Raw genomic sequence first — 25,038 nt, forward strand, 5'->3', positions numbered from 1 at the left:
GTCCTTGAGTTTCGAGACCCCGATGCTCTGGGCCACCGGCTTCCTCATCACCTTCACCTTCGGTGGTCTGACCGGTGTCATCCTGGCCTCGCCGCCGATGGACTTCCACGTGTCCGACTCGTACTTCGTGGTGGCGCACTTCCACTACGTCGTCTTCGGCACCGTCGTCTTCGCGATGTTCTCCGGCTTCCACTTCTGGTGGCCGAAGATGACCGGCAAGATGCTCGACGAGCGGCTCGGCAAGATCACGTTCTGGACGCTGTTCGTCGGCTTCCACGGCACGTTCCTCGTCCAGCACTGGCTGGGCGCGGAGGGCATGCCGCGGCGTTACGCCGACTACCTCGCGGCCGACGGCTTCACCGCCCTGAACACGATCTCGACGATCAGCTCGTTCGTGCTCGGCGCCTCGATCCTGCCGTTCCTCTACAACGTGTGGAAGACCGCCAAGTACGGCAAGCCGGTCGGCGTCGACGACCCGTGGGGCTACGGCCGTTCGCTCGAGTGGGCGACGTCCTGCCCGCCGCCGCGGCACAACTTCCTCACCCTGCCCCGTATCCGCAGCGAATCCCCGGCGTTCGACCTGCACCACCCGGAGATCGCCGCTCTCGACCAGCTCGAGAACGCGCCTCACGGTGAGAAGGCTCTCGCTGGTGGCAAGGAGGCCGGCAAGTGAAGATCCAGGGCAAGATGTTCATGTGGCTGAGCGTCTTCGTCCTCGCCATGGCGGTCGTCTATGGCGTGTGGTCGAAGGAGCCGGCCGGTACCACGGCCCTCTTCCTGGCCTTCGGCCTGTGCATCATGGTCGGCTTCTACCTGGGCTTCACGGCCCGGCGGGTCGACGCGGGCGCGCAGGACAACAAGGAGGCGGACGTCGCGGACGACGCCGGCGAGGTCGGGTTCTTCAGCCCGCACAGCTGGCAGCCGCTGTCCCTGGCGATCGGTGGCGCGCTCGCCTTCCTGTCGATCGCGATCGGCTGGTGGCTGATGTACTTCTCGGCGCCGCTGATCCTGGTCGGCCTGTGGGGCTGGGTCTTCGAGTACTACCGCGGTGAGAACCGCACCCAGTAGCACGGCCTGAGCTCAACGAGAGCCCGGACACTCCGTCAGGAGCGTCCGGGCTCCCGCTTTTGCAGCAGTTTCGATGGCCGGATGCAGCAGCGTCCGTCCCTCGTACGAGTTACCCGCCGCGCCGTGGCTGACGAACGTTCCTAGCGTGAAGTACATGAGCCACACTCCGCGCACGCGCACCGTCCTCTCCTGCACCCTGCTGGTGCTCGCCCTCACCGCGGGCGCCACCGCCTGCAGCAGCGACGGCAACCCGCTGTCGGCGGCGCCGTACGACGCGGCCGACCAGATTTCCTTCAACGGCCCCTCCGGCGACGGCAAGAAGGCCGACCCGGACAAGCCGCTGGAGGTCACCGCCGAGGACGACGACGGGCGCATCACCGACGTCACGGCCATGGACGCCACGGGACGCCATGTGGCGGGCGAACTCTCCGCCGACGGCACCCGGTGGCACAGCACCACCCCGCTGGCCGCCAGCGCCCACTACACGGTCCGCGTGAGCACCGAGGACGAGGACGGGGCGCCCGGCCGCCGGGTCCTCGCCTTCGACACCGGCAAGCCCACCACCAAGAAGCGCCTGAAGGTCACCTTCGGCCCCAAGGCGGGCAAGTACGGCGTCGGCCAGCCCATCACGGCCGAACTGAACAAGCCCGTCAAGGACAAGGCGCAGCGGGCCATCGTCGAGCGCGCCCTCAAGGTCGACTCGATGCCCGCCACAGAGGGCGCCTGGTACTGGGTGGACGACAAGGAACTCCACTACCGCCCCAAGGAGTACTGGCCCGCCCACGCCACGATCCAGGTGCGCAGCAACCTGGACGGAGTGAAGATCAGCGACCGCTTGTGGGGCGGTCGGACGAAGCCCCTCAAGCTGACCACTGGGGACCGCATCATCGCGGTGACGGACGCCTCGTCACACAACATGACGGTCTACAAGAACGGCGAGGTCATCAAGGAGCTCCCGGTCACCACCGGCAAGCCCGGCTTCGAGACCCGCAACGGCGTCAAGGTCGTACTCGGCAAGGAGTACTTCGTACGGATGCGCGGCACCAGCATCGGCATCGCCGAGGGCTCGTCGGAGTCGTACGACCTGCCGGTCTACTACGCGACCCGGGTCACCTGGAGCGGCGAGTACGTGCACGCCGCCCCCTGGTCCGTCGGCTCCCAGGGCTACGAGAACGTCAGCCACGGCTGCACCGGCATGAGCACCGGCAACGCCGAGTGGTTCTTCGACACCGTCCACGAAGGCGACGTGGTGAAGGTCGTCAACTCGTACGGCGACACCATGGAGACCTTCGGCAACGGCTTCGGCGACTGGAACCTCAAGTGGAACAAGTGGCGCAAGGGCAGCGCCCTGACCGCCGGCACCCCTGAGGCCCCCAGCGCCGAGCAGCGGGCTCGACTGCGGCCGGAGAGCGTCTAGAGGCCGCCTCAGGCGCTCAGGGCCCGCTTCTGGCGCAGCAGGGAGGCCAGCGCCGACGCGAACTCCACCGGGTCCACCGGGTGCGTCACAGCGCCCTCCGCGCGGCTCCAGGTGGCCAGCCAGGCGTCCTGCGGGCGGCCGATCAGCAGCAGCACCGGCGGGGAGTTGAAGACCTCGTCCTTGATCTGCCGGCACAGCCCCATGCCGCCCATCGGCACGGCCTCGCCGTCCAGCACACAGACGTCGATCCCGCCCCGGTCCAGCTCCTTGAGCACCGCCGCAGGCGTGGCGCACTCCACGAACTCGACCACCGGGACGTCCGGAGCCGGCCGCCGGCCGGTCGCGAGCCGTACCTGCTCGCGGGTGTTGGCGTCGTCGCTGTAGACCAGCACCGTGGCGGTCGCCTGCATGCTTCCTCCGTGACATCAGCGTCGTACGGACAGAACAGTTGCCGCGGATGCTACTCCCTTGAACAGCCCGTCAACACCCGCTGGAACACCCCTGCGATGGGCCATCCGGGCAGTACACACGGTACGAACACTCCGAACGGCACCCCCCGGAGTGAGGGCGGGATAAGCGACCGACATAATGTCGGTCGTGGCGACAGCAACGACAGTAGAAACCGGGCACGCGCACCCGTCGGTCAATCGGCCGAACCTCACCAGCGTCGGAACCATCATCTGGCTGAGTTCCGAGCTGATGTTCTTCGCGGCCCTCTTCGCGATGTACTTCACCCTGCGATCGGTGACGGGTCCTGATCACTGGAAGGAAATGGCCGAGAGCCTGAACTTCCCGTTCTCGGCCACCAACACCACGATCCTGGTGCTCTCCTCCCTCACCTGCCAGCTCGGCGTGTTCGCCGCCGAGCGCGGTGACGTGAAGAAGCTCCGGGGCTGGTTCATCGTCACCTTCATCATGGGTGCGATCTTCATCGGCGGTCAGGTCTTCGAGTACACCGAGCTGGTCAAGAAGGACGGGCTCTCGCTCTCCTCCGACCCGTACGGCTCGGTCTTCTACCTGACCACCGGCTTCCACGGCCTGCACGTGACGGGCGGTCTCATCGCCTTCCTGCTGGTCCTCGGCCGCACCTACGCGGCGAAGAGGTTCACTCACGAGCAGGCGACGGCCGCCATCGTCGTGTCCTACTACTGGCACTTCGTCGATGTCGTCTGGATCGGCCTCTTCGCCACGATCTACATGATCAAGTAGTCGGGGCCCGTTCCCGAGCGCCTCCACGAGAAGCGCACTTCCAGAAGCATCGACGCAGAAGATCCTGACACCGGGGTAATCCGTGAAAAAGCTCTCCGCACGACGACGCCATCCGCTGGCGGCGCTCGTCGTCCTACTCCTCGCGCTGGCGGCCACTGGGGGGCTGTACGCCGCGTTCGCGCCCGCGGACAAGGCGCAGGCCGATGAAACCGCCCAGTCCCTCACCATCGAGGAGGGCAAGAAGCTCTACGCCGTGGGCTGCGCCAGCTGCCACGGCACCGGTGCTCAGGGCACCACCGACGGGCCCAGCCTCGTGGGTGTCGGCGCCGCGGCCGTGGACTTCCAGGTCGGCACCGGCCGTATGCCGGCCCAGCAGCCGGGCGCACAGGTCCCGCGCAAGAAGGTCATCTACACGCAGGCCGAGATCGACCAGCTCGCCGCGTACATCTCCTCCCTGGGCGCCGGTCCGGCCGTCCCGACGAAGAACCAGTACAGCCCGGAGGGCGCGGACATCGCCAAGGGTGGCGAGCTGTTCCGCACCAACTGCGCGCAGTGCCACAACTTCACCGGCAAGGGCGGTGCGCTGACGCACGGCAAGTTCGCGCCGAGCCTCGAGGGTGTCGACCCGAAGCACATCTACGAGGCCATGCAGACCGGCCCGCAGAACATGCCGTCGTTCCCCGACACCACGCTGTCGGAGCAGAACAAGAAGGACATCATCGCGTACCTCGACGCGGTCAACGGTGACGACACCGAGAGCCCCGGTGGCCTCGAGCTGGGCGGCCTCGGTCCGGTCAGCGAGGGTCTCTTCGCGTGGGTGTTCGGACTCGGTGGCCTGATCGCGATCGCCGTCTGGCTCGCCGCTCGGACCGCAAAGGCCAAGAAGTCATGAGTAGCCAAGACATTCCAGAAGAGAACCTGCCCGCAGAGCAGGACGCCCACGGCGCGGTAGGCGTCGCGGACGACAAGGACCCCTTCGCCGACCCCGGCCTGCCGCCGCACGAGCACCGGGTCCAGGACATCGACGAGCGGGCCGCCAAGCGGTCCGAGCGTGTGGTGGCCATGCTGTTCACGCTGTCGATGCTGGCCACGATCGGCTTCATCGCGGCGTACGTCGGCGTCCCGCACGACAAGGCGATCTACGTCTTCCCGATCGGGCACATCAACGCGCTGAACTTCTCGCTCGGCCTGACCCTCGGCGTCGCCCTCTTCTCGATCGGCGCGGGCGCGGTCCACTGGGCCCGCACCCTGATGTCCGACGTGGAGATGGTCGACGAGCGTCACCCGATCGAGGCGCCTCCCGAGGTCCGCGCGAAGGTCATGGACGACTGGAAGCAGGGCGCCAAGGAGTCCGTGATCGGCCGTCGCAAGCTGATCCGCAACACCATGCTCGGCGCGCTCACCCTGGTGCCGCTCGCCGGTGTCGTGCTGCTGCGCGACCTCGGCCCGCTGCCCGGCACCAAGCTGCGTCACACCATGTGGCGCAAGGGCCTCCAGCTCGTCAACATGAACACGAACGAGCCGCTGCGTCCCGAGGACGTCGCGGTCGGTTCGCTCACCTTCGCCAAGCCCGAGGGCCTGGAGGAGCACGACGAGGAGTTCCAGACCGAGATCGCCAAGGCCGCCTTGATGATCGTCCGGATCCAGCCGGACAACATCAAGGACAAGCGCGAGCTCGAGTGGTCGCACGAAGGCATCGTGGCGTACTCGAAGATCTGCACCCACGTCGGTTGCCCGATCTCCCTGTACGAGCAGCAGACGCACCACGTGCTGTGCCCGTGCCACCAGTCCACCTTCGACCTCTCCGACGGTGCCCGGGTGATCTTCGGCCCCGCTGGTCACGCCCTGCCGCAGCTGCGCATCGGTGTGAACGAGGAGGGTTACCTCGAGGCGCTCGGCGACTTCGAGGAGCCCGTCGGTCCTGCATTCTGGGAGCGCGGATGAGCACCACAACTGAGACCACAGAGTCCCGCGCTCGCGGGAAGGCCCCGGCCGGCGAGAAGCTCGCCGACTGGGCTGACGGCCGGCTCGGGATCTACTCCCTGGCCAAGGCCAACCTGCGCAAGATCTTCCCCGACCACTGGTCGTTCATGCTGGGTGAGATCTGCCTCTACAGCTTCATCATCATCATCCTCACGGGTGTGTACCTGACGCTGTTCTTCCACCCGTCGATGAACGAGGTGGAGTACCACGGCAGCTACGTCCCGCTGCAGGGACAGCTGATGTCCGAGGCGTTCAACTCGACCATGCACATCTCCTTCGATGTGCGCGGTGGTCTGCTGATCCGGCAGATCCACCACTGGGCGGCGCTGATCTTCCTCGCCGGCATGTTCGTGCACATGATGCGCGTGTTCTTCACCGGTGCGTTCCGCAAGCCGCGTGAGGTCAACTGGCTGTTCGGCTTCCTGCTGTTCGTCCTGGGCATGTTCACCGGCTTCACCGGTTACTCGCTCCCGGACGACCTGCTCTCCGGCACCGGTGTCCGCTTCATGGAGGGCGCGATCCTGTCCGTGCCGATCGTCGGCACGTACCTGTCGTTCTTCCTGTTCGGCGGCGAGTTCCCGGGCGGCGACTTCGTGGCCCGCTTCTACTCGATCCACGTCCTGCTGCTGCCGGGCATCATGCTCGGCCTCGTGGTGGCCCACCTGATCCTGGTGTTCGTCCACAAGCACACGCAGTACGCGGGCCCCGGCAAGAACAACAACAACGTCGTCGGCATGCCGCTGTTCCCGGTGTACACCGCCAAGGCCGGAGGCTTCTTCTTCCTGGTCTTCGGTGTCATCGCGGCCATCGCGGCCATCGCCTCGATCAACCCGATCTGGTCGATGGGCCCGTACCGTCCGGACCAGGTGTCCACGGGCGCCCAGCCCGACTGGTACATGGGCTTCTCCGAGGGCCTGATCCGTGTCATGCCGGGCTGGGAGATCAACTTCTGGGGCCACACGCTCGTCCTGGGCGTGTTCATCCCGCTGGTGATCTTCCCGCTGGTCCTCGTCGCGATCGCGGTCTACCCGTTCATCGAGGCCTGGGTCACCGGCGACCGCCGCGAGCACCACATCCTGGACCGCCCGCGCAACGCCCCGACCCGCACGGCGTTCGGCGTCGCGTGGATCACCTGGTACATGGTGCTGCTCGTCGGTGGTGGAAACGACCTGTGGGCCACGCACTTCCACCTGTCGATCAACTCGATCACCTGGTTCGTCCGTGTGGCGTTCTTCGTCGCGCCGGTGCTCGCGTTCATCGTCACCAAGCGGATCTGCCTCGGCCTCCAGCGCCGCGACAAGGACAAGGTGCTGCACGGCCGCGAGTCCGGCATCATCAAGCGCCTGCCGCACGGTGAGTTCATCGAGGTGCACGAGCCGCTCAGCCAGGACGCGCTGCACACGCTCACCGCGCACGAGCAGTACAAGCCGGCCGAGATCGGCCCGACGGTCGACGACAACGGCGTCGAGCGCAAGGTGAAGGGCTCCGAGAAGCTGCGCGCCAAGCTCAGCGAGGCGTACTTCGGCGAGGAGTCGCAGATCGCCAAGCCCACCGTCGAGGAGTACAAGGAGATCACGAGCGGCCACGGCCACCACTGATCGCTGCGCTCGCCACGCGCGCTGGAAGGGCCCCCGTCCGGTCTTCGGACGGGGGCCCTTCTCCGTGTCCTGGGCTGGATAGGGTGGGGTCGGACATCTGCTGAAGCAGGTCTTACGGTCTTTCGAAACCCAGGAGCGGCCTTATGAGCGCTGTGACCCCCGCTGGAGGCGACACCGCGGCGGGCCGTTCCTGGCCCGAGGTGCTGAACGCCCTGCTGTACGGGCAGGACCAGAGCGCCGACGCCACCGCCTGGGCGATGGACAAGATCATGCGCGGTGAGGCGACCGACGCGCAGATCGCCGGGTTCGTGGTGGCCCTGCGCGCCAAGGGCGAGACGGTCGAGGAGATCACCGGCCTGGTCCAGGCGATGTACGAGCACGCCAACGTGATCGAGGTGTCCGGGCGGACCGTCGACATCGTCGGCACCGGCGGCGACGGCGCGAAGACGGTGAACATCTCCACGATGTCCTCCCTCGTCGTGGCCGGCACCGGCGCGAAGGTCGTCAAGCACGGCAACCGGGCGGCCTCGTCGGCGTCGGGCTCCTCGGACGTCCTGGAAAAGCTGGGCGTCAACCTCGACCTCACCCCGCAGCGGGTGGCCGAGGTCGCCGAGGAGGCCGGCATCACCTTCTGCTTCGCCATCAAGTTCCACCCGGCACTGCGTCACGCGGGCGCCGCCCGCGGCCAGTTGGGCATCCGTACGGTGTTCAACGCGCTGGGCCCGCTGACCAACCCGGCGAAGGTCAAGGCGCAGGCGGTGGGCGTCGCCGACCCGCTGATGGCGCCGATCGTCGCCGGGGTGTTCGCCGAGCGCGGCAATTCCTCCCTGGTCTTCCGCGGCGACGACGGCCTCGACGAGCTGACGACCACCGCCACCTCCCGGGTCTGGATCGTCCGCGACGGCAAGGTCACCGAGGAGGCCTTCGACCCCCGTGACGTCGGCATCGAACTGGTGCCGGTGGAGGCGCTGCGGGGCGGGGACCCGGCGTTCAACGCGGAGGTCGCCCGCCGGCTGCTCGACGGTGAGACGGGACCGGTCCGGGACGCGGTCCTGCTGAACTCGGCGGCCGCTCTGGTGGCCCTGGAGCCCGGCTCGGGGACGCTGGCGGAGCAGCTGCGGGCCGGCATGGACCAGGCCGCCGAGTCGATCGACTCGGGCGCCGCCAAGCAGACGCTGGACCGCTGGGTGGCGGCCAGCAACCGGTAGTCGTACCGATCGTCGTCCCGCGATCCGGACACGGGTTGCGGGCCGACGATCACATCGCGTAGGTTCCTGTACCAGGTCATGAGTGACAGTCATGAGGCCCCGGCCGACTGTCCGGCAACCCTCCGTCCGTGGCGGGGTGCCCCGGGTGAAGACCAGGCCGTAGGCAGTGAGGTCTACGGCAAGCGCGGGCCCCTCTCGAAACCAGGGGTCCTGGTCGTTCGAGGGAGTCTTCCGTGAGCAAGCGAATGCGATAGGGCCGCCGAGCCCCGCCTCCGCGCACCCCTTTTCTCTTCTTCTGCATGCCTGCTTCGGCATGCCTTCTCACGGGAGTTCCCCATGTCTGTCTCCACCGCTGCCGCCGCCCGGACCATTTGTGCCCCTCTTCCGGTTCTGGGCAGGGATGTCACCGTCCCGCTCGTCACCGGTGGCGAGGTCACCTACGCCGCCCTCGACTACGCCGCCAGCGCGCCGGCCCTCCAGCGGGTGTGGGACGACGTGGCGGCGTACGCGCCCTACTACGGCAGCGTCCACCGCGGTGCCGGGTACCTTTCGCAGCTGTCGACCGACCTGTTCGAGAACGCCCGGAAGACCGTCGCCGAGTTCCTGGGCTGCCGCGAGGGCGACCAGGTCGTCTTCACCCGGTCCACCACCGACTCCCTCAACCTGCTCGCCGCCGCGCTGCCCGCCGACTGCCAGGTCTTCGTCTTCGAGACCGAGCACCACGCCTCGCTGCTGCCCTGGCGCGACGCCCGCGTCACCTACCTCGACGCGCCCCGCACCCACCAGCAGGCCGTGGCGACCCTGGAGAAGGCCCTCGCCGACCGCGACCCATACGGCCCGGCCCTGGTCTGCGTCACCGGCGCCTCCAACGTCACCGGCGAGCTGTGGCCGGTGCGCGAGCTGGCCGCCGCCGCCCATGCGCACGGCGCCCGGATCGTCCTCGACGCCGCCCAGCTCGCCCCGCACCACGCGGTGTCCGTCGCCGACCTCGACGTCGACTGGGTCGCTTTCTCCGGGCACAAGCTGTACGCCCCCTTCGGCTCCGGCGTCCTCGCCGGCCGCGCCGACTGGCTGACGGCCGCCGAGCCCTACCTCGCGGGCGGCGGCGCCAGCCGCAAGGTCACCCGGCGCGAGGACGGCGGCGTGGACGTGGAGTGGCACGAGAGCGCGGCCCGCCACGAGGCCGGCTCCCCGAACGTCATCGGCGCCTACTCCATCGCCTCGGCCTGCAAGGCGCTGACCGAGGTCGGGTTCGAGAACCTGGTCGCCCGCGAGCAGTACCTGATCGAGAAGGTCAAGGGCGGCCTCGCCGACGTTCCCGAGGTCCGCATCCTCTCCCTCTTCGGCGACGACGCCCCCCGCGTCGGCGTGATCTCCTTCGTCGTCGAGGGCTGGAACAGCTCCCACTTCGCCGCCGCCCTCTCCGCCGAGTACGGCATCGGCGTCCGCGACGGCCTCTTCTGCGCCCACCCCCTCGTCCGCACCCTGCTCGGCAGCGACCCGCAGACCCAGGGCGAGTGCGGCGCCCCCGAGGCCGCGCCCGGCGAGAAGTCCCTCAACGCCATCCGCGTCAGCTTCGGCGCGGGCACGCCGGACGAGCACGTGGAGCGGTTCGTGACCGCCGTGCGCGAGTTGGTGAGCGACGGTGCGAAGTGGCGGTACCGGACGGAGGACGGGCGCTGCGTCCCGGCCGTCTGACCGTCTGACCGGCGGTTGCCGATACGCTCCCCTACGCGTTCGTACGACACACAGGGGGAGCGGGAAGTGCAGGCGCTGCGCACGACGGATCCGCGCAGGGTCGGCCCGTACGAGGTACGGGGCCGGCTCGGCTCGGGCGGCATGGGCGAGGTCTACCTCGCCGAGTCACGGACCGGACTGCGGCTGGCGGTGAAGGTCGTACGGGCCGAGTACGCCCAGGACCGCACCTTCCGTGCCCGGTTCCGGCAGGAGGTGCGGGCGGCGCAGACCGTCGGCGGGGCGGGCACATACACCGCACGCGTGGTGGACGCCGACCCCGAGGGCGAACACCCGTGGATGGCGACGGAGTTCGTGGAGGGGCCGAACCTGCGGGACGCGGTCCTGGACGGCGGACCGCTGCCCGAGCCCGCGGTACGGGTGCTGGTGGCCGCGCTCGGGGAGGCGCTGGGCGCGATCCACGCCCGTGGCATGGTCCACCGGGACCTGAAGCCCTCCAACATCCTTCTCGCGCCGGACGGGCCACGGGTCATCGACTTCGGGATCGTACGGGCCCTGGAGGCGACGGCGATGACCCGCACCGGCGCGATCGTCGGCTCGGTCGGCTATGTCTCGCCCGAGCAGATCCGCAACGGCGGCAAGGTCGGACCGCCGAGCGACGTCTTCTCCCTGGGGGCCGTCCTCGCCTACGCGGCGAGCGGGCGCGAACCCTTCGGCGAGGGCCAGGACTCGGTGATCCTGCTGCGCATCCTGACCCGGGACTTCGACCTGACGGGCGTACCGGAGGAACTGCTGCCGCTGGTGGAGGCGTGCCTGCGGGAGGAGCCGGGGCAGCGGCCGATGCCGAAGGACGTCGTCGAGGCCGTCGGGGGTTCCCCGCGCGGCGGCCTGCGCCCGGGCTGGTACACCGCTGCGGGGCCGCAGCCCGAGGCTTCTCAGGGGGACGAACTCTGGCTTCCGGAGCGGGAGTCGGGGGAGCGGGAGAGCCGCGTCGAGTATGTGACGCCGGTGGCGGAGACGCCGGTGCCCGAGGTGCTGACACCTCCGGTACGGCCGTCGCGGCGCGGGCTGCTGCGCCTCGCCGTGGGCGGGGCCGTGGTCGCCGGTGCCGGGGGAGTGGGCGGCTGGTGGTGGCTCGGGCGGTCGGAGACCGGTGGCGATGGCGGGGCGAAGAACGGGAGCGCGAAGACTCCGGGGTTCGTCGCGCGGAAGGCGGCCGTGAGCTGGACGTACGAGGACGGTGGCGCGCCGAACGTGGACGGTGGTCCCTGCGGGGTGCTCTCCGCGGACGGCCGGACGCTGTACTTCGTCGGGGCCGACGGGACTCTGACGGCCCTGGGCAGCGACGGCGAGAAGCGCTGGGAGGTGTCCCTCTTCGAGGGGGAGTCCTTCGTCACCAGGCCGGTCGTCACTGCTGCCGGGATCTTCGTCGCCGTGGTCAGCGACACCGAGACCGAACCGGGCCGGCTCGTCGCGGTGAGCGCCGAGGGCCAGGAGATGTGGAAGCGGGATCTGCCCAGCCCGTACTTCCGTCAGCCCGCGGTGTTCGGTGACACCGTCGTCGTCGGCTCGGCCGTGCGCACGAGCGACGGACCGGGTGTCGTGCAGGCGTACGACAGTCGCGGCAAGGTGCGCTGGTACGCGTCGCTGGACGGTGCGCCGTACGAAGAGCTCGTCGTGGCCGGTGACGTCCTCTACGTGCCCTGCTACGACAACCACCTCTACGGGATCCGCGAGGGCGGCGCCACGCCGTTCGACGCCCCGCTGGACGGTGATGTCAGCCGCCCCGCGGCCGGCGGGAAGACCGTGGTCGTGAGCACCGGGAACCAGGCCAACGACCTGTTCGGGCTGGACCTCGCGGGCCGGGAGAAGTGGACGAAGCCGGGCCTCGCCGGTTCCTACGTCCCGGCGAAGACGGCCTCCTTCGCCTTCCTGGGCGTGACCAACGCGAACGCGACGCTCAACGCGATCACGGAGGACGGGGACGTGGTCTGGACGTACGGCGGGAACGGGGCCCTCTCGGACCCGGTGCTGGTGGACTCCACGGTCTACGTGCGCAGCGACACCGAGGTCCACGCCCTCGACCTTCAGGGCAATCGGCTCTGGAAGACGGACGTGGGCCCCGACCCGGGCGTCCTGCTGACGCCCGTCGTCCACGGCCGCCGCGTCTACGCCGGCACGAACAAGGGCGTCGCCGCCCTGGACGTCAGCGGTTAGTTGTCCAGGCCGATCGCGAACGCCGCCTCCAGGTCGTGCTGGGAGTACGTGCGGAACGCGACGTGGGTGTCCGTGGCCTCCACGCCCGGGATCTTGCTGATGCTGCCGGGGATGACCTCGGCGAGGTCCTCGTGCTGCCGGACGCGGACCATGGCGATCAGGTCGTAGGTGCCGGTGACGGAGAAGACCTCGCTCACGGAGTCCAGCGCCGCGATCGACTCGGCGATCTCGGGGATCCGGTCCACGCTGGTCTTGATGAGGACGATCGCGGTGATCACGGCTGGTTCTCTCCCTCGGGGGCCGGAGCTGGGGCGGGCTTCACTCTAGTCGCAGGGGGGAATCGCACCCACGCGAAGGCGAAGCCCAGGCCGAAGCCCACCAGGTGGGCCAGATACGCCACCCCGGGGCCGTTCGGCGCCCGGCCCGCCGCCAGCCATTGGAGGGCCGCCCAGAAGGGCAGCACCACCCAGGCCGGGAAGCGCAACGGGAGGAAGAAGAGGAACGGCAGCAGGCTTGTCACCCGGGCGCCGGGGAACAGGTAGAGAAACGCTCCGAGGACGGCTGAGATCGCCCCGGAGGCGCCCACCAGCGACTGGTCGGAGTCGGAGTTCGCCGCCGCGTAGCCCAGCAGCGCCAGATAGCCGCAGCCGACGTAGAACAGCGTGAACTGGACGCGGCCCATCCGTTCCTCGGTCAGCACTCCGAAGACATAGAGGAAGAGCATGTTGCCGAGGAGGTGGACCCAGCTGCCGTGCACGAAGAGGGCCGTCGCGGGGGTCAGGGTGGCGCGGGCCGAGCCTTCGAACAGTTCTGCTGGGACCACACCCCAGCGGTGGAAATAGGCCCGCTGCGCGGCCAGCAGCTCGTCGCCGGTGCCGTAGGCCGGATTGAGGCCCGCCGCCGGGCCGATCAGGAACAGCAGACAGCACAGGGCGATCAGGCCGTAGGTGACCGGTGCCGACCCCCACAACGCCCTGCTCGCGCCACCGACCGTCACCCTCCAGTTGCTGATCATGAACACAGAGCATGACGTAACGGGACGCAACCGAACAGACCGCCTCGCCGCCGGGTGGGCGACGTGGACGGCCGAGCGACGAGTACCCGCCAGGCCGTAGGGTTACGAGCCACACGCACCGGGTCCGGTGTGTCGCGGACAATAGAAGACCTAGCAGGAAAGAGCACAGGCACGATGACGGTTCCCCTGCCGACCGCCTCGACGCGGTGGCGCTGCACCCTCTGCGGCAACCTCACGCGGTTCGACGTGACCCGCTCGTCGAAGGTCGTCGAGTACGTCCACCTCGACCTGGCCGGTGAGCCGAAGGTCGAGGAGCGCGAGGTGGTCAGTGAGACCATCGAGTCGGTGCGCTGCCGCTGGTGCAACGCCGTGGATCAGGTGGAACTCGTGGACAGGCCGGGCGCCGGCTCCTGAGGGAGCGGCCCCCGCACACAGGTTGGGGTGTTGACGGATGGTGGAGTCACAAGGCGGGGGGCCGGGCGACGGCGCCGCTGAGGTGCTCGACCGTCCGCTGCCCGACGGGGTGCGCCGCCGTGTCGTACAGATCGTGTCCGACGGCTTCGGCGGGCTGACCGTCGGCGAACTGCCCGCGCAGCTCAGACAGTACGCGCGGTTCGCGCCGAACCGGCGGGCCAAGTTCGCCGGCAACGCGATGGCGGCGGCGCTGGAGACCGATCCGCTGTTCCGGCAGCGGATCGGCGAGAAGTTCAGAGAGGCCCAGCCGGAGCTGTCCGGCGCTCTCGACTCCGGCTCGCCGCCCCCGGCCGCGGATCCGCTCGACGTGGCGGCCGCGGCCTATGTTCTGCGTCCCACGGGCTGGGTGAAGCTCGTGACGGCCGCCGGCGAGGAGGCCCTGCGGGCCGACGCCGAGCGCGCCGACGAGGAGAGCCGCATCGAGCTGGAGCGGCTGCGCGAGGAGCTGGCGGCCGCCAGGGACCACACCCGCGCCGAGACCGAGCGGCTGCGCACCGAGCTGGACGCGGCCAAGAAGGAAGCCGAATCGCTTCACCGCAAGCTGCGCGCCGCCCTCAGTGACGTCAAGCGCGGTGAGGCGGCGCTGCGCAAGCTGCAGGGCGAGATGGACACCGTGCGCGCCGAGGGGCAGACGCAGGTGTCCGCCGCCGAGGTCGAGACGCGGCGGCTCAAGGCCCGGCTGGGCGAGGCGGAGGCCGCGCTGGAGGCGACGCGCAAGGCGGCGCGGGAGGGGCGCAGCGTCGAGGACATGCGCGTCCGGCTGCTGCTGGACACCGTGCTCGACGCGGCTCAAGGGCTGCGCCGGGAGCTGGCGTTGCCGCCCGTGTCCGTACGGCCCGCGGAGACCGTCGACGCGGTCGAACCGGGACGAATGACCCCGAAGGACATCGCCGCGCGGGCCCTGTCCGAGCATGATCCGGCCATTCTGGACCAGCTACTCGCCCTGCCCCAGGCCCACTTGGTGGTCGACGGCTACAACGTCACCAAGACCGGCTATCCCCAGATGCCGCTGGAGAAGCAGCGGCTGCGACTGCTCGGTCAGCTCTCGCAGCTCGCGGCGCAGACCGGGGCGGAGGTCACCTGTGTCTTCGACGGCGCCGAACTGGCCGCGCCGGTGCTGCTGGCGCCGCCGCGCGGGGTGCGGGTGCTGTTCTCCAAGCCGGGTGTCACGGCCGACGAGCTGATCCGCCAGCTGGTGCGCGCCGAGCCGCCGGGCCGGCCCGTCATCGTCGCGTCCACCGACCGCGAGGTCGCCGACGGGGTGGCCAAGGCGGGGGCCAGGCCTGTCGCTTCGGCGATGCTTTTGAAGCGCCTGTCCTAAACATCGAACTTGTGGGCTCATTGCCCGAATTGGCGGGATCGTCACGCAACGTAGTGTCAATCGAGCATTACCGCACGTGAGTTGTGTGTAAAGAATGCAGTCCGTGACCGATTTTTTCGCGTGAGGATTTGAACTGATCACAAGAAGGTCACTAGGGTCTGGGCTCGAACCTCCGAACGGGTGATCACTCACAAGAAGGAGCTCACCTCCGTGGCGTCCCACCGTCGACCCAAGCAGCCGAGCCGCACACGCGTGACCGTGCTGACCACCGCTGCTGCCGCCGCCGTCGCGCTGAGCGCCAACGCCGCCAACGCGGCGCCGAGCGAGAAGCCCAGCAAGGACGAGGTCAAGTCCAAGGTCGACAAGCTCTACGAGGAGGCCGAGCAGGCCACCGAGAAGCTCAACGGCGCCAAGGAGAAGCAGGAGAAGCTCCAGAAGGAGATCTCCGCCATCCAGGACACCGTGGCCCGCGGCCAGGAGGAGCTCAACGGGCTCCGCGACTCCATGGGTCTCGCGGCCGCCGCCCAGTACCGCACCGGCTCCATAGACTCCTCCCTCCAGCTCTTCCTGTCGTCCAACCCGGACGACTACCTGGACAAGGCCTCCACGGCCGACCAGTTGAGCGCCCAGCAGGTCGAGGCGCTGAAGAAGATCCAGGAGAAGCAGCGCGAGCTCGCGCAGGAGCGCTCCGAGGCCTCCGAGAAGCTCAAGGACCTCTCTTCCACCCGGACCGAACTGGCCAAGAAGAAGAAGGAAGTCCAGGGCAAGCTCGCCGAGGCGCAGAAGCTGCTCAACACGCTGACGGCCGCCGAGAAGGCCGCCCTCGCCGCCGAGGACGAGCGCGCCAGCCGCTCCGCCAGCGAGCGCGTGGACCTCGGTGACGCCCCCGCCGCCTCCAACTTCGCCGCCGCCGCCTTCTCGGCGGCCCAGAGCCAGCTCGGCAAGCCGTACGTCTACGGCGCCACGGGCACCGCCTCCTACGACTGCTCGGGCCTCACCTCCTGGGCCTACGCCCAGGCCGGCGTCTCCATCCCGCGCACCTCGCAGGCGCAGGCGAACGCCGGTACGCGCATCTACTCGCAGAGCCAGCTCAAGGTCGGCGACCTCGTCATCTTCTACGGCGACCTGCACCACGTCGGCCTCTACGCCGGCAACGGCCAGGTGATCCACGCCCCGCGCACCGGCACGGTCGTGCGCTACGAGTCGATCGGCAACATGCCGTTCCAGTTCGGCGTCCGCATCTGAGCACCCCGGGGATCACTCCGAGGATCACCCTCAAGATCACGACACCCTGCCGCCCGTTCGGGCGAATCCTGGCGACGTGAACTGACCCCGTGCCCCGCCACTGACCTGCGTCGGTGGCGGGGTGTCACGTTGTGTGGCCGTGGAGGTCTTTGGAAGCGCCCTTGTCGCGGGGCTACTGTCTGCCGCGTTTCCTGTCCGCCAGCGGAAGGGGTGCGGCTTCTCGTGGGGTCCCATCGCCGCCTTGCATCGACATCGTCCGGGTTCGACCGGGGCGCCAGCGCCGCGCTCTGCGTCCTGTCGGCCACCGCCGCGGCCCTCGGGGCCGTACCGGCCACGGCCGCCCCGCACGACGACACCCGTGCCGAGGTGGACCGCCTCTACGAGGAGGCCGAGAAGGCGACCGAGGCCTACAACAAGGCCGACGAACGCGCCGACGCGCTGAAGAAGCAGGTCGGTACCGCGCAGGACCGGATCGCCCGGCAGCAGGACCGCATCAACTCCATGCGGGAGACGCTCGGTTCGCTGGCCGGCGCCCAGTACCGCTCCGGCGGTCTCGACCCGTCCCTCGCCCTGCTGTTCTCCGACGACCCGGACGACTACCTCGACAAGGCCGCCGCCCTCGACCGGATCACCGCCCATCAGGCCGGTGAGCTCAAGGACCTCCAGTCGGCGATGCGTGAACTCGCCCAGGAGCGTGCGGAGGCGGCCGGTCAGCTGGCCGAGCTGGAGAAGAGCCGCAAGGCCGTCGCGAGCCACAAGAAGACGGTGGAGAAGAAGCTCGCCCAGGCGCGCCGGCTGCTCAACTCCCTGCCGTCCGAGGAGCGCGCCGCCTACGACCGGGCCTCCCGCTCCGGCCGCGACGAGATGCCCGACCTCAGCGGTGCGCTGCCGCCCAACGCCCGGGCCGCCGCCGCGGTCGCCGCGGCCCGCGCCGCGGTCGGCAAGCCGTACGTGTGGGGCGCGACCGGCCCCTCCGGCTTCGACTGCTCGGGCCTGATGGTGTGGTCGTACCGGCATGCCGGCGTCTCCCTGCCCCGCACCTCGCAGGGCCAGCGCTACGCGGGGCGGCAGGTCCCGCTCTCCCAGGCGCAGCCCGGCGACCTGGTCACCTACCGGGGCGACGCGAGCCATGTCGGCATGTACGTCGGCAACGGCCAGGTGATCCACGCGCCCTACCCCGGCGCCCCCGTCCGCTACGACCCGGTGGGCATGATGCCGGGCGCGACGGTCACCCGGGTCTGACCCAGGCCCTCTGACTCTGGCGGCCGTCCCGCCGTACGATCGTGAAATGGCTGGTCGAAGGCGGGCGTCGAGACACGGAGTGCTCGCGCTCTGTCTGCTGCTGGTCTCGCTGGTGGCCTGTGGCGGCAAGGCGGGGAACGGGACCGCCAGGGCCGATGTCCAGGAGCTGCTCGACCGGCGGGCGAGCGCTGTCCTCGACCGGGACCGGGCGGCGTTCATGCAGACGGGCGCGCTGGACTGGTTCGAGAACGCGCGGGGTGTGCCGTTCGCGGCGTGGGCGTACCGGCTGACGGGGCTCCACCAGGACGGCGCCGAGGCCACCGCGGACGTCGAGCTCAAGTACCGCATACAGGGCTACGACAACGCACCCGTCACCGTCGGCCGCACGCTCACCCTCAGTCTGGACGCGGGCGGCGAGTGGTACGTCGACCAGGAGCAGCCGGCGAAGAAGTCCGCCCAGCAGCTGTGGGACCAGGGCGAGGTGGACGTCGTCCGCGGGAAGCACAGCCTCGTCCTCGGCGTCGGGCGGTCGAGCGCGGCGCTGCACACCTACGCCGATCTCGCCGACCGTGCCGTTCCGGCGGTGTCGGCGGAGTGGGGCACCGACTGGACCCGGCACGTCGTCGTGCTCGTACCGAAGTCGCTGGAGGGCATGGCTGGGCTGCTGGGGTCGCCCGCCTCCTCGTACCGCGGGATCGCCGCCGTCACCACCGGTGAGACGGGCGCCCCGGCGAGCGCACCCGCGGACCGGATCATCGTCAACCCCGACGCGTACGGCGTCCTCGGCAGCGTCGGCAAGCAGGTCGTGCTCACCCACGAGACCACCCATGTCGCCACCCGCGACCACACCACCGCCGCCACACCGCTGTGGCTGTCCGAGGGGTACGCGGACTGGGTCGGGTACCTCGACTCCGGCCGGTCGCCGGTCCAGGCCGCGCCGGAGCTGTGGCGGGCCGTGACCGAGGGGCGGACGCCGAAGGCCCTGCCCGCGGACGCGGACTTCGGGTTCAGCGGCGACGCGACGAAGCTCGCGCAGGCCTACGAGAGCGGCTGGCTGGCCTGCCGGATGATCGCGGACCGGTGGGGTACCGAGCAATTGCGGGCGTTCTACCAGGCCGTGGGCGCCCATAAGCAGCGCGCCGGGGCGGTCGAGGACGCGCTGAAGACCATCCTCGGCACGGACCTGGACGACTTCACGGCCCAGTGGCGGGACTATCTGCGGGATCAGCTCGACTGAGCCGCTCGACGGCCTCCTCCAGCCAGGTGCGTTCCGCCTCGCCGGTCGCCCGCGCGACCCGCAGCATGCCCTCCCGGAACAGGTCCGCCGCCTCCTCCGCGCGCACGGGTCTGCCCTCGTCGTAGAAGAAGCTCGTGGGTGTGTCGAGGAACTCCAGGCGGCGGCGGAGCACCGCGGCCTGTTCGCGGCGGTCCGGGAGGTGGCGCAGGAACGTCAGGACCGTGTTGAAGCGGACCTGGTCGGAGATCTCCACCGGCTTGGGGTGCCGCAGGCGCTCCAGGAGGTCCGCGCGGCCCGTCTCGGTGAGGGAGAGCGTGCGCCGCGGGGCCGCGCTCGCGCCCGGCTCGGTGTGCTCGTCGAGCTTGCCCGCCTTGATCAGCCGGGAGATGGCCGGATAGAGGGCGCCGTCGCTGACCGGGCGGACATGGCCGTTGAGCGCCTTGATGCGCTCCTTCAACTCATAGCCGTGCAAGGGCTCTTCGGCCAGGAAGCCCAGGATCGACAGCTCCAGCACGCCGATTCCTCCTTGTGGTCGTCGTGACACCATGGTACCTCTTATCGAGCTACCTCGAAACGAGGTAGCTCGTTTCGAGGGGGTTGTGTGGTCATGGACAGTCATCGGCGTCGGCTCGTCGCGCTCGCCCATCCCGTCTACTTCTCGCTGCTCGCCTCCGTGACCGCCGGGATCATCAACACCGTCTGGGTCTCCCGGCTCGGCGGAGCGGCGGTGGCGGCGGTCGCGGTGGCGACGAACGCCGAGAACGTGCTGCTGGGGGTCGCCCTGGTCTTCGGCTCCGGGACGACCGTGCTGGTCGCGCATGCCAGGGGCGCGCGGGACCCGGGGGCGATACGGGCCGCCGTGCGCGGGGGCTGGGCGGTGTTCGGGGTGGTCACGCCGGTGATCGTGGCGGGCGGGTATCTGCTGCGGGAGCCATTGGCGCGGCTGGTCCTCGGCGGGGGCGCGGCGCTGCCGCTCGCCGTCGGGTACTTCGCGATATCGATGCCGGGCATCGCCGTGTTCTTCGCCCAGCAGCTGGTCGACGGGATTCTGAAGGGCACGGGGGACACCAGGACGCCGATGCGGCTCGCGCTGCTCGCCAACGGGCTGATCCTCGTCTGCGACCCGCTCTTCATCCACTTCTACGGCGTCCAGGGCGCCGCCGCCTCGACGGTGCTGTGCCGGTGCGTGGCGTTGGGGGCGGGCCTCCTCGCCCTGCGGCGGAACGCGCTGTTGCGGGCGGCGGTGGGGCCCGGGGTCGCATTCGGGCGGGTGCTGCGCACCGGGCTGCCCATGGCCGCCGACTTCACCGTGCGGCAGGGCGGGGCGCTGGTGCTGGTCGGGATCGTGGCGCGGATCGGGGTGACGGCGGTGGCCGCGTACGCCATCGCCTACAAGGTCCTGTACGTGGCCACCATGGGCTTCTATGCCGTCCGGCAGGCCGCCTCCATCCACACCGCGCATCTGCTGGGCGCCGGGCGGGACCAGCGGCGGGCGATCGGGCGGGAGGCGGTCGTGGTGTCCGGCGCCTTCGGGGCGGCCGCCGCTCTGCTCTTTGCCGTGACCGCGCCCTGGATCATGGCCGCCTTCGGCGCCGGGGGCGAGGTCGCCGGGGAAGGGGTGCTGTTCCTGCGCTGCGTCGGGCCCTATCTCCTGTTGATGGCCTGCTTCATCGCGCTGGGCGGGGTCTTCGAGGGGAGCGGGGGCGCGCCGGTGCTGCTGAGGGTGACGTTGCTCGGGACGGCCGTCCAACTGCCGTTGGCGTACGGGCTGTCCGGGCTCGGGCTGCCCGGCGTGTGCCTCGCGATGGCGGTGGCCATGGCGGCGCAGTGCGCGGTGGTGGGCGTGATCCTCGGGCGGTCCCGGCGTCAGGAGGTGACCGAGGTCTCCGACGGTTCGTCGGTGGCCTGCGCCGGCTGAGCCGGCTCGGGGGCCTCGACGGGCGCGCTCGCCGTGGCCCGCCACAGCTCCACGGCGGCCAGGACGGTCGCGGCGACGAGCAGGCCGTTGCGGAGGAAGAGCAGCGTGACGCCCAGGCCGTCGCTGGCGACGACGTTCGCGAAGTAGATCGGGAACTCCAGGACCGTCACGAAGGAGGCCGGCAGGACCAGCAGTGCGGGCACCGTCATCCGGCTCGCCCGGAAGCACAGGCAGACCGCCGCCAGGCCGATCAGCCACACCATGTACTGCGGGCTGATCACCCGGCTCGTGGTCGTGAACAGCAGCACCGCCACGAACGCCGCGTCCGCCATGGTGTGCGCCTCGAAGCGGGTCGCGACCAGCCGCCACAGCAGCAGCCAGCCGAAGGCGACGCCGGTCAGGGCGAGCGCGGCCGTGCTGACGACGTTCACCCACGGGCCGAGGAACTCCACCGAGCCGTAGTTCAGCAGCACCTGGCCGTCCCAGCCGTACTGCCGGGCCACATGGAAGACCAGCGAGCCCAGCGACTCCACCTCGGTGCCGCGGTCGGCCTGGAAGGTCAGGAACGCGAAGGAGCCGGGCATGGTCACCGCGAACAGCGCCGCGAGGCCCGCCGCCGTCACCGCCGCCGACATCCAGATGCCCCGCTTCCGCGCGGCCACCAGCAGCAGCACCGGCCACACCTTGAGCATCGCCCCGAAGCCGACCAGGGCGCCCATCACGCGCGGATGCCGGGCGCCCGCGAGCAGCGCGGCCACGGCGACGGCGGTGACCATCACGTCGTAGCGGGCGTACACGGTCGGGCCGAGCAGCGGGACGCCCACCACCCACACCCAGGCACCGCGCAGGCTCCGGCCGGGGCGCAGGCCCGCGTACAGCAGCAGGGAGAGGACCACCAGGTCGGCGAGGAAGGCGAGGACGAAGAACGCGGTCGCGTACGGGAGGAACGGCAGCAGCGCGGGGGAGAGGATCGCCAGCGCGGCGGCCGGCGGGTACTGCCAGGTGACGTCGTCCTGCGGGAACGTGCCGGTGCGCAGCACGTCGTACCAGCCCTGGTAGATCACCGACACGTCGCTCGTGACGTCCGGGCCGGGGAAGACGTACACCTTCAGGACGAACAGGAGCAGCAGCAGCCTCGTCAGGCCCCAGGTCGCCAGCAGTCCCGCCGGAGACCGCCTCGCACCCGCAATGTCCACCGGAGCCCCTGTTCGCGCGTTGCCGTCCGTGCCGTCTTTGAGATGGCCATGATGTCCCGGCCTGCTGTGAGGTTGCCATAAACGTGGCCGGGACCGGCTGTGAGGGGGTCGTGGAGCCGAGGTGGGCACGCCTTTGGGTAGGGTCGGCGGCGATGCGCACGACGATGTCCAAGACCCTGATCGTCACGAACGACTTCCCGCCCAGGCCAGGCGGTATCCAGGCGTTCCTGCACAACATGGCGCTGCGCCTCGATCCCGAGCGGCTCGTGGTCTACGCGTCGACCTGGAAGCGCGGCCGGGAGGGCGTAGAAGCCACGGCCGCCTTCGACGCCGAGCAGCCCTTCACCGTCGTACGCGACCGTACGACGATGCTCCTGCCGACGCCCGCGGCCACGCGTACGGCGGTCGGACTCCTGCGGGAGCACGGCTGCACGTCGGTGTGGTTCGGGGCGGCGGCGCCGCTCGGGCTGATGGCGCCCGCGCTGCGGAAGGCGGGGGCCGAGCGGCTGGTGGCCACGACCCACGGGCACGAGGCGGGGTGGGCGCAGCTGCCCGCCGCGCGGCAGTTGCTGCGCCGGATCGGCGAGGGCACGGACACGATCACCTACCTCGGGGAGTACACGCGGTCGCGGATCGCCGGGGCGCTGACGCCTCAGGCCGGTTCGCGGATGGTGCAGCTGCCGCCCGGGGTGGACGAGAAGACCTTCCATCCGGGGTCGGGCGGTGACGTGGTGCGGGCGCGGCTCGGGCTGACCGACCGGCCGGTGGTGGTGTGCGTCTCGCGGCTGGTGCCGCGCAAGGGGCAGGACACGCTGATCCTGGCGATGCCGCGGATTCTCGCTGACCAGCCGGACGCGGTGCTGCTGATCGTGGGGGGCGGGCCGTACGAGAAGGAGCTGCGCAGGCTGGCGCGCGAGACCGGGGTCGCCGACTCGGTCGTCTTCACCGGGTCCGTGCCCTGGTCCGAGCTGCCCGCGCACTACGGCGCCGGGGACGTCTTCGCGATGCCGTGCCGGACGCGGCGGGGCGGGCTGGATGTGGAGGGGCTCGGGATCGTGTACCTGGAGGCCTCCGCGACCGGGCTGCCGGTCGTCGCCGGGGACTCCGGGGGCGCGCCGGACGCCGTGCTCGACGGGGAGACCGGGTGGGTCGTCCGGGGCGGGTCGGTCGAGGACTCCGCCGAGCGGATTCTGGCGCTCCTGGGCGATGCCGAGTTGCGGCAGCGGATGGGGGAGCGGGGGCGGGCCTGGGTCGAGGAGAAGTGGCGGTGGGACCTGCTGGCAGAAAAGTTGAAGACGTTGCTCTAGCCGTCTAGGCGGAACCGAATAATCCGCCCATGCTGCGCGCATGACAGCAAAACTGATGCAGCGTCAGCTGACGAGACGTCAAATATTGGGCATGGTGGCCCTCCAGACCGCCGCCGCGTCCGGTCTCACCCGCATCGGTCTCGAGTCCGCGTCGGCCGTGGAACCGGCCGCCGTCGACAACGCCCCGGCCATCGTGGTCGGTTCGGGCTACGGCGCCGCCGTGGCCGCCCTCCGCCTCGGTCAGGCGGGCATCCGCACGCTCATGATCGAGATGGGCCGGCTCTGGAACACCGCCGGCTCCGACGGCAAGATCTTCTGCTCCACCGCCGGCCCGGACCAGCGCTCCATGTGGTTCCGCACCCGCACCGAGGCCCCGCTGGCCACGTTCCTGTGGCTGGACGTCGTCAACAAGGACATCACCCCCTACCCCGGCGTCCTGGACCGGGTGCACTTCGCCAACATGTCGGTGTTCGTGGGGCGGGGCGTCGGCGGCGGCTCGCTGGTCAACGGCTGCATGGCGGTGACCCCGCTCAAGTCGTACTTCGCCGAGCAGTTCCCGACCGTCGACGCCGACGAGATGTACGCGACGTACTTCCCGCGCGCCAACTCCATGCTCGGCGTCAACACCGTCGACCCCACCTGGTTCGAGTCGACGGAGTGGTACCGCTTCACCCGGATCTCCCGCAAGCACGCCCAGAACACCGGCCTGAAGACCACGTTCGTGCCCAGCACCTACGACTTCGCCTACATGCAGAAGGAGGCCGCCGGTACGGCGACCAAGTCGGCGCTCGCCCAGGAGGTCATCTACGGCAACAATTTCGGCAAGAAGAGCCTCGACAAGACGTATCTCGCCGCCGCGCTCGGCACCGGGAACGTCACCATCACCACCATGGAGCGGGTGCGGGCCATCAGCCGGGCGAGCGACGGGGCGTACGTCCTGACCGCCGACCGCATCAACGACGCCGGCACGGTCGTCGAGACCAAGCAGTACGGCTGCACCTACCTGTTCCTCGGCGGCGGCAGCCTCGGCACCACCGAACTCCTCGTCCGCGCCCGGGACACCGGCACCCTGCCCGCCCTGGACGCGAGCGTCGGCGCCGGGTGGGGGCCCAACGGCAACACCATGCTCGGCCGGGCCAACCATCTGTGGGACACGGTCGGGGCCAACCAGTCGACCATGCCGGTCATGGGCATCGACGACTGGGCCAACACCGCCAACCCCGTCTTCGCCGAGATCGCTCCTTTACCCACGGGACTTGAGCACTGGGTCAGCCTCTATCTGGCGATCACCAAGAACCCGCAGCGGGCCGCGTTCACGTACGACAGCGCCACGGACGGCGTGAAGCTGGGCTGGACGGCCGCCCAGAGCGCGGTGTCCTCGGGCATGGCCAAGAAGCTCTTCGACCGGATCAACTCGGCGAACGTGACGATCTACCGCACCGATCTGTTCGGCTCCTCCAACAGGACCTTCGCCGACGACTTCACCTACCACCCGCTGGGCGGCTGCGTGCTGGGCAAGGCGACCGACAACTACGGCCGGGTGAAGGGATATTCGAAGCTGTACGTCACCGACGGCTCGCTCGTGCCCGGGTCGATCGGCGTCAACCCGTTCGTGACGATCACCGCGCTCGCGGAACGGACGATGGCGCGGGTCCTCGTGGAGGACACCGCGCCATAAGTCTCGTACC

23 protein-coding genes and 1 riboswitch are annotated in these 25,038 nt (G+C 70.0%); of the genes, 18 read left to right on the forward strand and 5 right to left on the reverse strand.

Annotated features, from left to right (window positions below; translation table 11 throughout):
• From IQ210_RS17890 to IQ210_RS17900, 3 genes are all read left to right on the forward strand, one after another.
• Positions 1 to 673: cytochrome c oxidase subunit I (locus IQ210_RS17890; RefSeq protein ID WP_194080035.1), on the forward strand; the 673-nt coding region annotated here is incomplete at its 5' end.
• Positions 670 to 1,068 carry a cytochrome c oxidase subunit 4 gene (locus IQ210_RS17895; RefSeq protein ID WP_079308716.1) on the forward strand — a complete coding sequence of 133 codons (399 nt, stop codon included), beginning with the start codon at positions 670 to 672 and terminating at the stop codon, positions 1,066 to 1,068. The genes IQ210_RS17890 and IQ210_RS17895, both read left to right, overlap by 4 nt.
• Positions 1,069 to 1,222: 154 nt before the next feature.
• Positions 1,223 to 2,485: a L,D-transpeptidase gene (locus IQ210_RS17900; RefSeq protein ID WP_194080036.1), complete on the forward strand. Its 1,263-nt coding sequence runs from the start codon at positions 1,223 to 1,225 to the stop codon at positions 2,483 to 2,485.
• Positions 2,486 to 2,493: 8 nt separating this feature from the next.
• Here the strand turns inward: IQ210_RS17900 and IQ210_RS17905 are convergent, their stop codons facing one another.
• Positions 2,494 to 2,895 (reverse strand): response regulator transcription factor, encoded by a 402-nt coding sequence (locus IQ210_RS17905; RefSeq protein ID WP_194080037.1) that lies wholly within the window; start codon positions 2,893 to 2,895, stop codon positions 2,494 to 2,496.
• Positions 2,896 to 3,073: 178 nt separating this feature from the next.
• Between IQ210_RS17905 and ctaE the strand changes: the two genes are divergently transcribed.
• The 7 genes from ctaE to IQ210_RS17940 all read left to right on the forward strand — a co-directional run bounded on the left by ctaE (position 3,074) and on the right by IQ210_RS17940 (position 12,395).
• Entirely contained in the window at positions 3,074 to 3,694 is a 621-nt protein-coding gene (ctaE, locus tag IQ210_RS17910; protein ID WP_079308715.1) for an aa3-type cytochrome oxidase subunit III, read from the forward strand.
• A gap of 82 nt (positions 3,695 to 3,776) precedes the next feature.
• The gene (gene qcrC / locus IQ210_RS17915) at positions 3,777 to 4,586 is read left to right on the forward strand and encodes a cytochrome bc1 complex diheme cytochrome c subunit (protein ID WP_194080038.1); all 810 of its coding nucleotides are present in this window, start codon (positions 3,777 to 3,779) and stop codon (positions 4,584 to 4,586) included.
• Positions 4,583 to 5,638: a cytochrome bc1 complex Rieske iron-sulfur subunit gene (gene qcrA, locus IQ210_RS17920; RefSeq protein ID WP_194080039.1), complete on the forward strand. Its 1,056-nt coding sequence runs from the start codon at positions 4,583 to 4,585 to the stop codon at positions 5,636 to 5,638. Before qcrC ends, qcrA begins: the two co-directional genes overlap by 4 nt.
• Complete coding sequence (qcrB, locus tag IQ210_RS17925; protein WP_194080040.1) at positions 5,635 to 7,275, forward strand: cytochrome bc1 complex cytochrome b subunit; 1,641 nt, start codon at positions 5,635 to 5,637, stop codon at positions 7,273 to 7,275. The genes qcrA and qcrB overlap by 4 nt, the downstream gene beginning before the upstream one ends.
• A 143-nt stretch (positions 7,276 to 7,418) precedes the next feature.
• The gene (gene trpD / locus IQ210_RS17930) at positions 7,419 to 8,483 is read left to right on the forward strand and encodes an anthranilate phosphoribosyltransferase (RefSeq protein ID WP_194080041.1); all 1,065 of its coding nucleotides are present in this window, start codon (positions 7,419 to 7,421) and stop codon (positions 8,481 to 8,483) included.
• 74 nt (positions 8,484 to 8,557) lie between these two features.
• A riboswitch (SAM riboswitch) is annotated at positions 8,558 to 8,674 on the forward strand.
• A gap of 145 nt (positions 8,675 to 8,819) precedes the next feature.
• The gene (locus tag IQ210_RS17935; RefSeq protein WP_194080042.1) at positions 8,820 to 10,181 is read left to right on the forward strand and encodes an aminotransferase class V-fold PLP-dependent enzyme; all 1,362 of its coding nucleotides are present in this window, start codon (positions 8,820 to 8,822) and stop codon (positions 10,179 to 10,181) included.
• Positions 10,182 to 10,247: 66 nt separating this feature from the next.
• Positions 10,248 to 12,395, forward strand: a complete 2,148-nt coding sequence (locus tag IQ210_RS17940) for a protein kinase domain-containing protein (RefSeq protein ID WP_194080043.1) — start codon at positions 10,248 to 10,250, stop codon at positions 12,393 to 12,395.
• On the opposite strand, the gene IQ210_RS17945 is transcribed toward IQ210_RS17940, so the two are convergent.
• Both IQ210_RS17945 and IQ210_RS17950 read right to left on the reverse strand, forming a co-directional pair.
• Entirely contained in the window at positions 12,392 to 12,673 is a 282-nt protein-coding gene (locus IQ210_RS17945) for an Lrp/AsnC family transcriptional regulator (RefSeq protein WP_059197589.1), read from the reverse strand. The two genes, IQ210_RS17940 and IQ210_RS17945, sit on opposite strands and share 4 nt — an antisense overlap.
• Entirely contained in the window at positions 12,670 to 13,410 is a 741-nt protein-coding gene (locus IQ210_RS17950) for a rhomboid family intramembrane serine protease (RefSeq protein WP_194080044.1), read from the reverse strand. The genes IQ210_RS17945 and IQ210_RS17950 overlap by 4 nt, the downstream gene beginning before the upstream one ends.
• Positions 13,411 to 13,584: 174 nt before the next feature.
• On the opposite strand from IQ210_RS17950, the gene IQ210_RS17955 reads away from it, so the two are divergent.
• The 5 genes from IQ210_RS17955 (at position 13,585) to IQ210_RS17975 (ending at position 18,929) form a co-directional block, all read left to right on the forward strand.
• Positions 13,585 to 13,824 carry a hypothetical protein gene (locus IQ210_RS17955; protein WP_037719539.1) on the forward strand — a complete coding sequence of 80 codons (240 nt, stop codon included), beginning with the start codon at positions 13,585 to 13,587 and terminating at the stop codon, positions 13,822 to 13,824.
• A gap of 37 nt (positions 13,825 to 13,861) precedes the next feature.
• Complete coding sequence (locus IQ210_RS17960) at positions 13,862 to 15,205, forward strand: NYN domain-containing protein (protein ID WP_194080045.1); 1,344 nt, start codon at positions 13,862 to 13,864, stop codon at positions 15,203 to 15,205.
• Positions 15,206 to 15,415: 210 nt separating this feature from the next.
• The gene (locus IQ210_RS17965) at positions 15,416 to 16,450 is read left to right on the forward strand and encodes a C40 family peptidase (RefSeq protein ID WP_194080046.1); all 1,035 of its coding nucleotides are present in this window, start codon (positions 15,416 to 15,418) and stop codon (positions 16,448 to 16,450) included.
• Positions 16,451 to 16,672: 222 nt separating this feature from the next.
• Complete coding sequence (locus tag IQ210_RS17970; RefSeq protein WP_194080047.1) at positions 16,673 to 17,692, forward strand: C40 family peptidase; 1,020 nt, start codon at positions 16,673 to 16,675, stop codon at positions 17,690 to 17,692.
• Between the two features lie 46 nt (positions 17,693 to 17,738).
• A complete protein-coding gene (locus IQ210_RS17975) occupies positions 17,739 to 18,929 on the forward strand; it encodes a hypothetical protein (protein ID WP_194080048.1) in 1,191 nt (396 codons plus the stop codon).
• Here the strand turns inward: IQ210_RS17975 and IQ210_RS17980 are convergent.
• On the reverse strand, positions 18,886 to 19,443 hold the full coding sequence (locus IQ210_RS17980) for a PadR family transcriptional regulator (RefSeq protein WP_194080049.1): 558 nt from the start codon (positions 19,441 to 19,443) through the stop codon (positions 18,886 to 18,888). The two genes, IQ210_RS17975 and IQ210_RS17980, sit on opposite strands and share 44 nt — an antisense overlap.
• Positions 19,444 to 19,536: 93 nt before the next feature.
• On the opposite strand from IQ210_RS17980, the gene IQ210_RS17985 reads away from it, so the two are divergent.
• Complete coding sequence (locus tag IQ210_RS17985) at positions 19,537 to 20,847, forward strand: MATE family efflux transporter (protein ID WP_194080050.1); 1,311 nt, start codon at positions 19,537 to 19,539, stop codon at positions 20,845 to 20,847.
• On the opposite strand, the gene IQ210_RS17990 is transcribed toward IQ210_RS17985, so the two are convergent.
• Positions 20,796 to 22,043 carry a glycosyltransferase 87 family protein gene (locus IQ210_RS17990; protein ID WP_194080051.1) on the reverse strand — a complete coding sequence of 416 codons (1,248 nt, stop codon included), beginning with the start codon at positions 22,041 to 22,043 and terminating at the stop codon, positions 20,796 to 20,798. The genes IQ210_RS17985 and IQ210_RS17990 overlap by 52 nt on opposite strands.
• Before the next feature lie 164 nt (positions 22,044 to 22,207).
• On the opposite strand from IQ210_RS17990, the gene IQ210_RS17995 reads away from it, so the two are divergent.
• Both IQ210_RS17995 and IQ210_RS18000 read left to right on the forward strand, forming a co-directional pair.
• Positions 22,208 to 23,350 (forward strand): glycosyltransferase family 4 protein, encoded by a 1,143-nt coding sequence (locus tag IQ210_RS17995; protein ID WP_194080454.1) that lies wholly within the window; start codon positions 22,208 to 22,210, stop codon positions 23,348 to 23,350.
• A 40-nt stretch (positions 23,351 to 23,390) separates the two neighbouring features.
• Positions 23,391 to 25,028, forward strand: coding sequence for a GMC oxidoreductase (locus IQ210_RS18000; RefSeq protein WP_456115061.1), 1,638 nt, complete (start codon positions 23,391 to 23,393; stop codon positions 25,026 to 25,028).
• The last annotated feature ends 10 nt before the right edge of the window (positions 25,029 to 25,038 follow it).

It is taken from the genome of Streptomyces justiciae, from assembly GCF_015163075.1.
Lineage (GTDB): Bacteria > Actinomycetota > Actinomycetes > Streptomycetales > Streptomycetaceae > Streptomyces > Streptomyces justiciae.

Coding starts and splice junctions, on each gene's coding strand:
- IQ210_RS17900 (WP_194080036.1), top strand. CDS start 1,223: ATGAGCCACACTCCGCGCACGCGCACCGTCCTCTCCTGCACCCTGCTG.
- IQ210_RS17905 (WP_194080037.1), bottom strand. CDS start 2,895: ATGCAGGCGACCGCCACGGTGCTGGTCTACAGCGACGACGCCAACACC.
- ctaE (WP_079308715.1), top strand. CDS start 3,074: ATGTCGGTCGTGGCGACAGCAACGACAGTAGAAACCGGGCACGCGCAC.
- qcrA (WP_194080039.1), top strand. CDS start 4,583: ATGAGTAGCCAAGACATTCCAGAAGAGAACCTGCCCGCAGAGCAGGAC.
- qcrB (WP_194080040.1), top strand. CDS start 5,635: ATGAGCACCACAACTGAGACCACAGAGTCCCGCGCTCGCGGGAAGGCC.
- trpD (WP_194080041.1), top strand. CDS start 7,419: ATGAGCGCTGTGACCCCCGCTGGAGGCGACACCGCGGCGGGCCGTTCC.
- IQ210_RS17935 (WP_194080042.1), top strand. CDS start 8,820: ATGTCTGTCTCCACCGCTGCCGCCGCCCGGACCATTTGTGCCCCTCTT.
- IQ210_RS17950 (WP_194080044.1), bottom strand. CDS start 13,410: ATGATCAGCAACTGGAGGGTGACGGTCGGTGGCGCGAGCAGGGCGTTG.
- IQ210_RS17955 (WP_037719539.1), top strand. CDS start 13,585: ATGACGGTTCCCCTGCCGACCGCCTCGACGCGGTGGCGCTGCACCCTC.
- IQ210_RS17960 (WP_194080045.1), top strand. CDS start 13,862: ATGGTGGAGTCACAAGGCGGGGGGCCGGGCGACGGCGCCGCTGAGGTG.
- IQ210_RS17975 (WP_194080048.1), top strand. CDS start 17,739: ATGGCTGGTCGAAGGCGGGCGTCGAGACACGGAGTGCTCGCGCTCTGT.
- IQ210_RS17985 (WP_194080050.1), top strand. CDS start 19,537: ATGGACAGTCATCGGCGTCGGCTCGTCGCGCTCGCCCATCCCGTCTAC.
- IQ210_RS17995 (WP_194080454.1), top strand. CDS start 22,208: ATGTCCAAGACCCTGATCGTCACGAACGACTTCCCGCCCAGGCCAGGC.
- IQ210_RS18000 (WP_456115061.1), top strand. CDS start 23,391: ATGACAGCAAAACTGATGCAGCGTCAGCTGACGAGACGTCAAATATTG.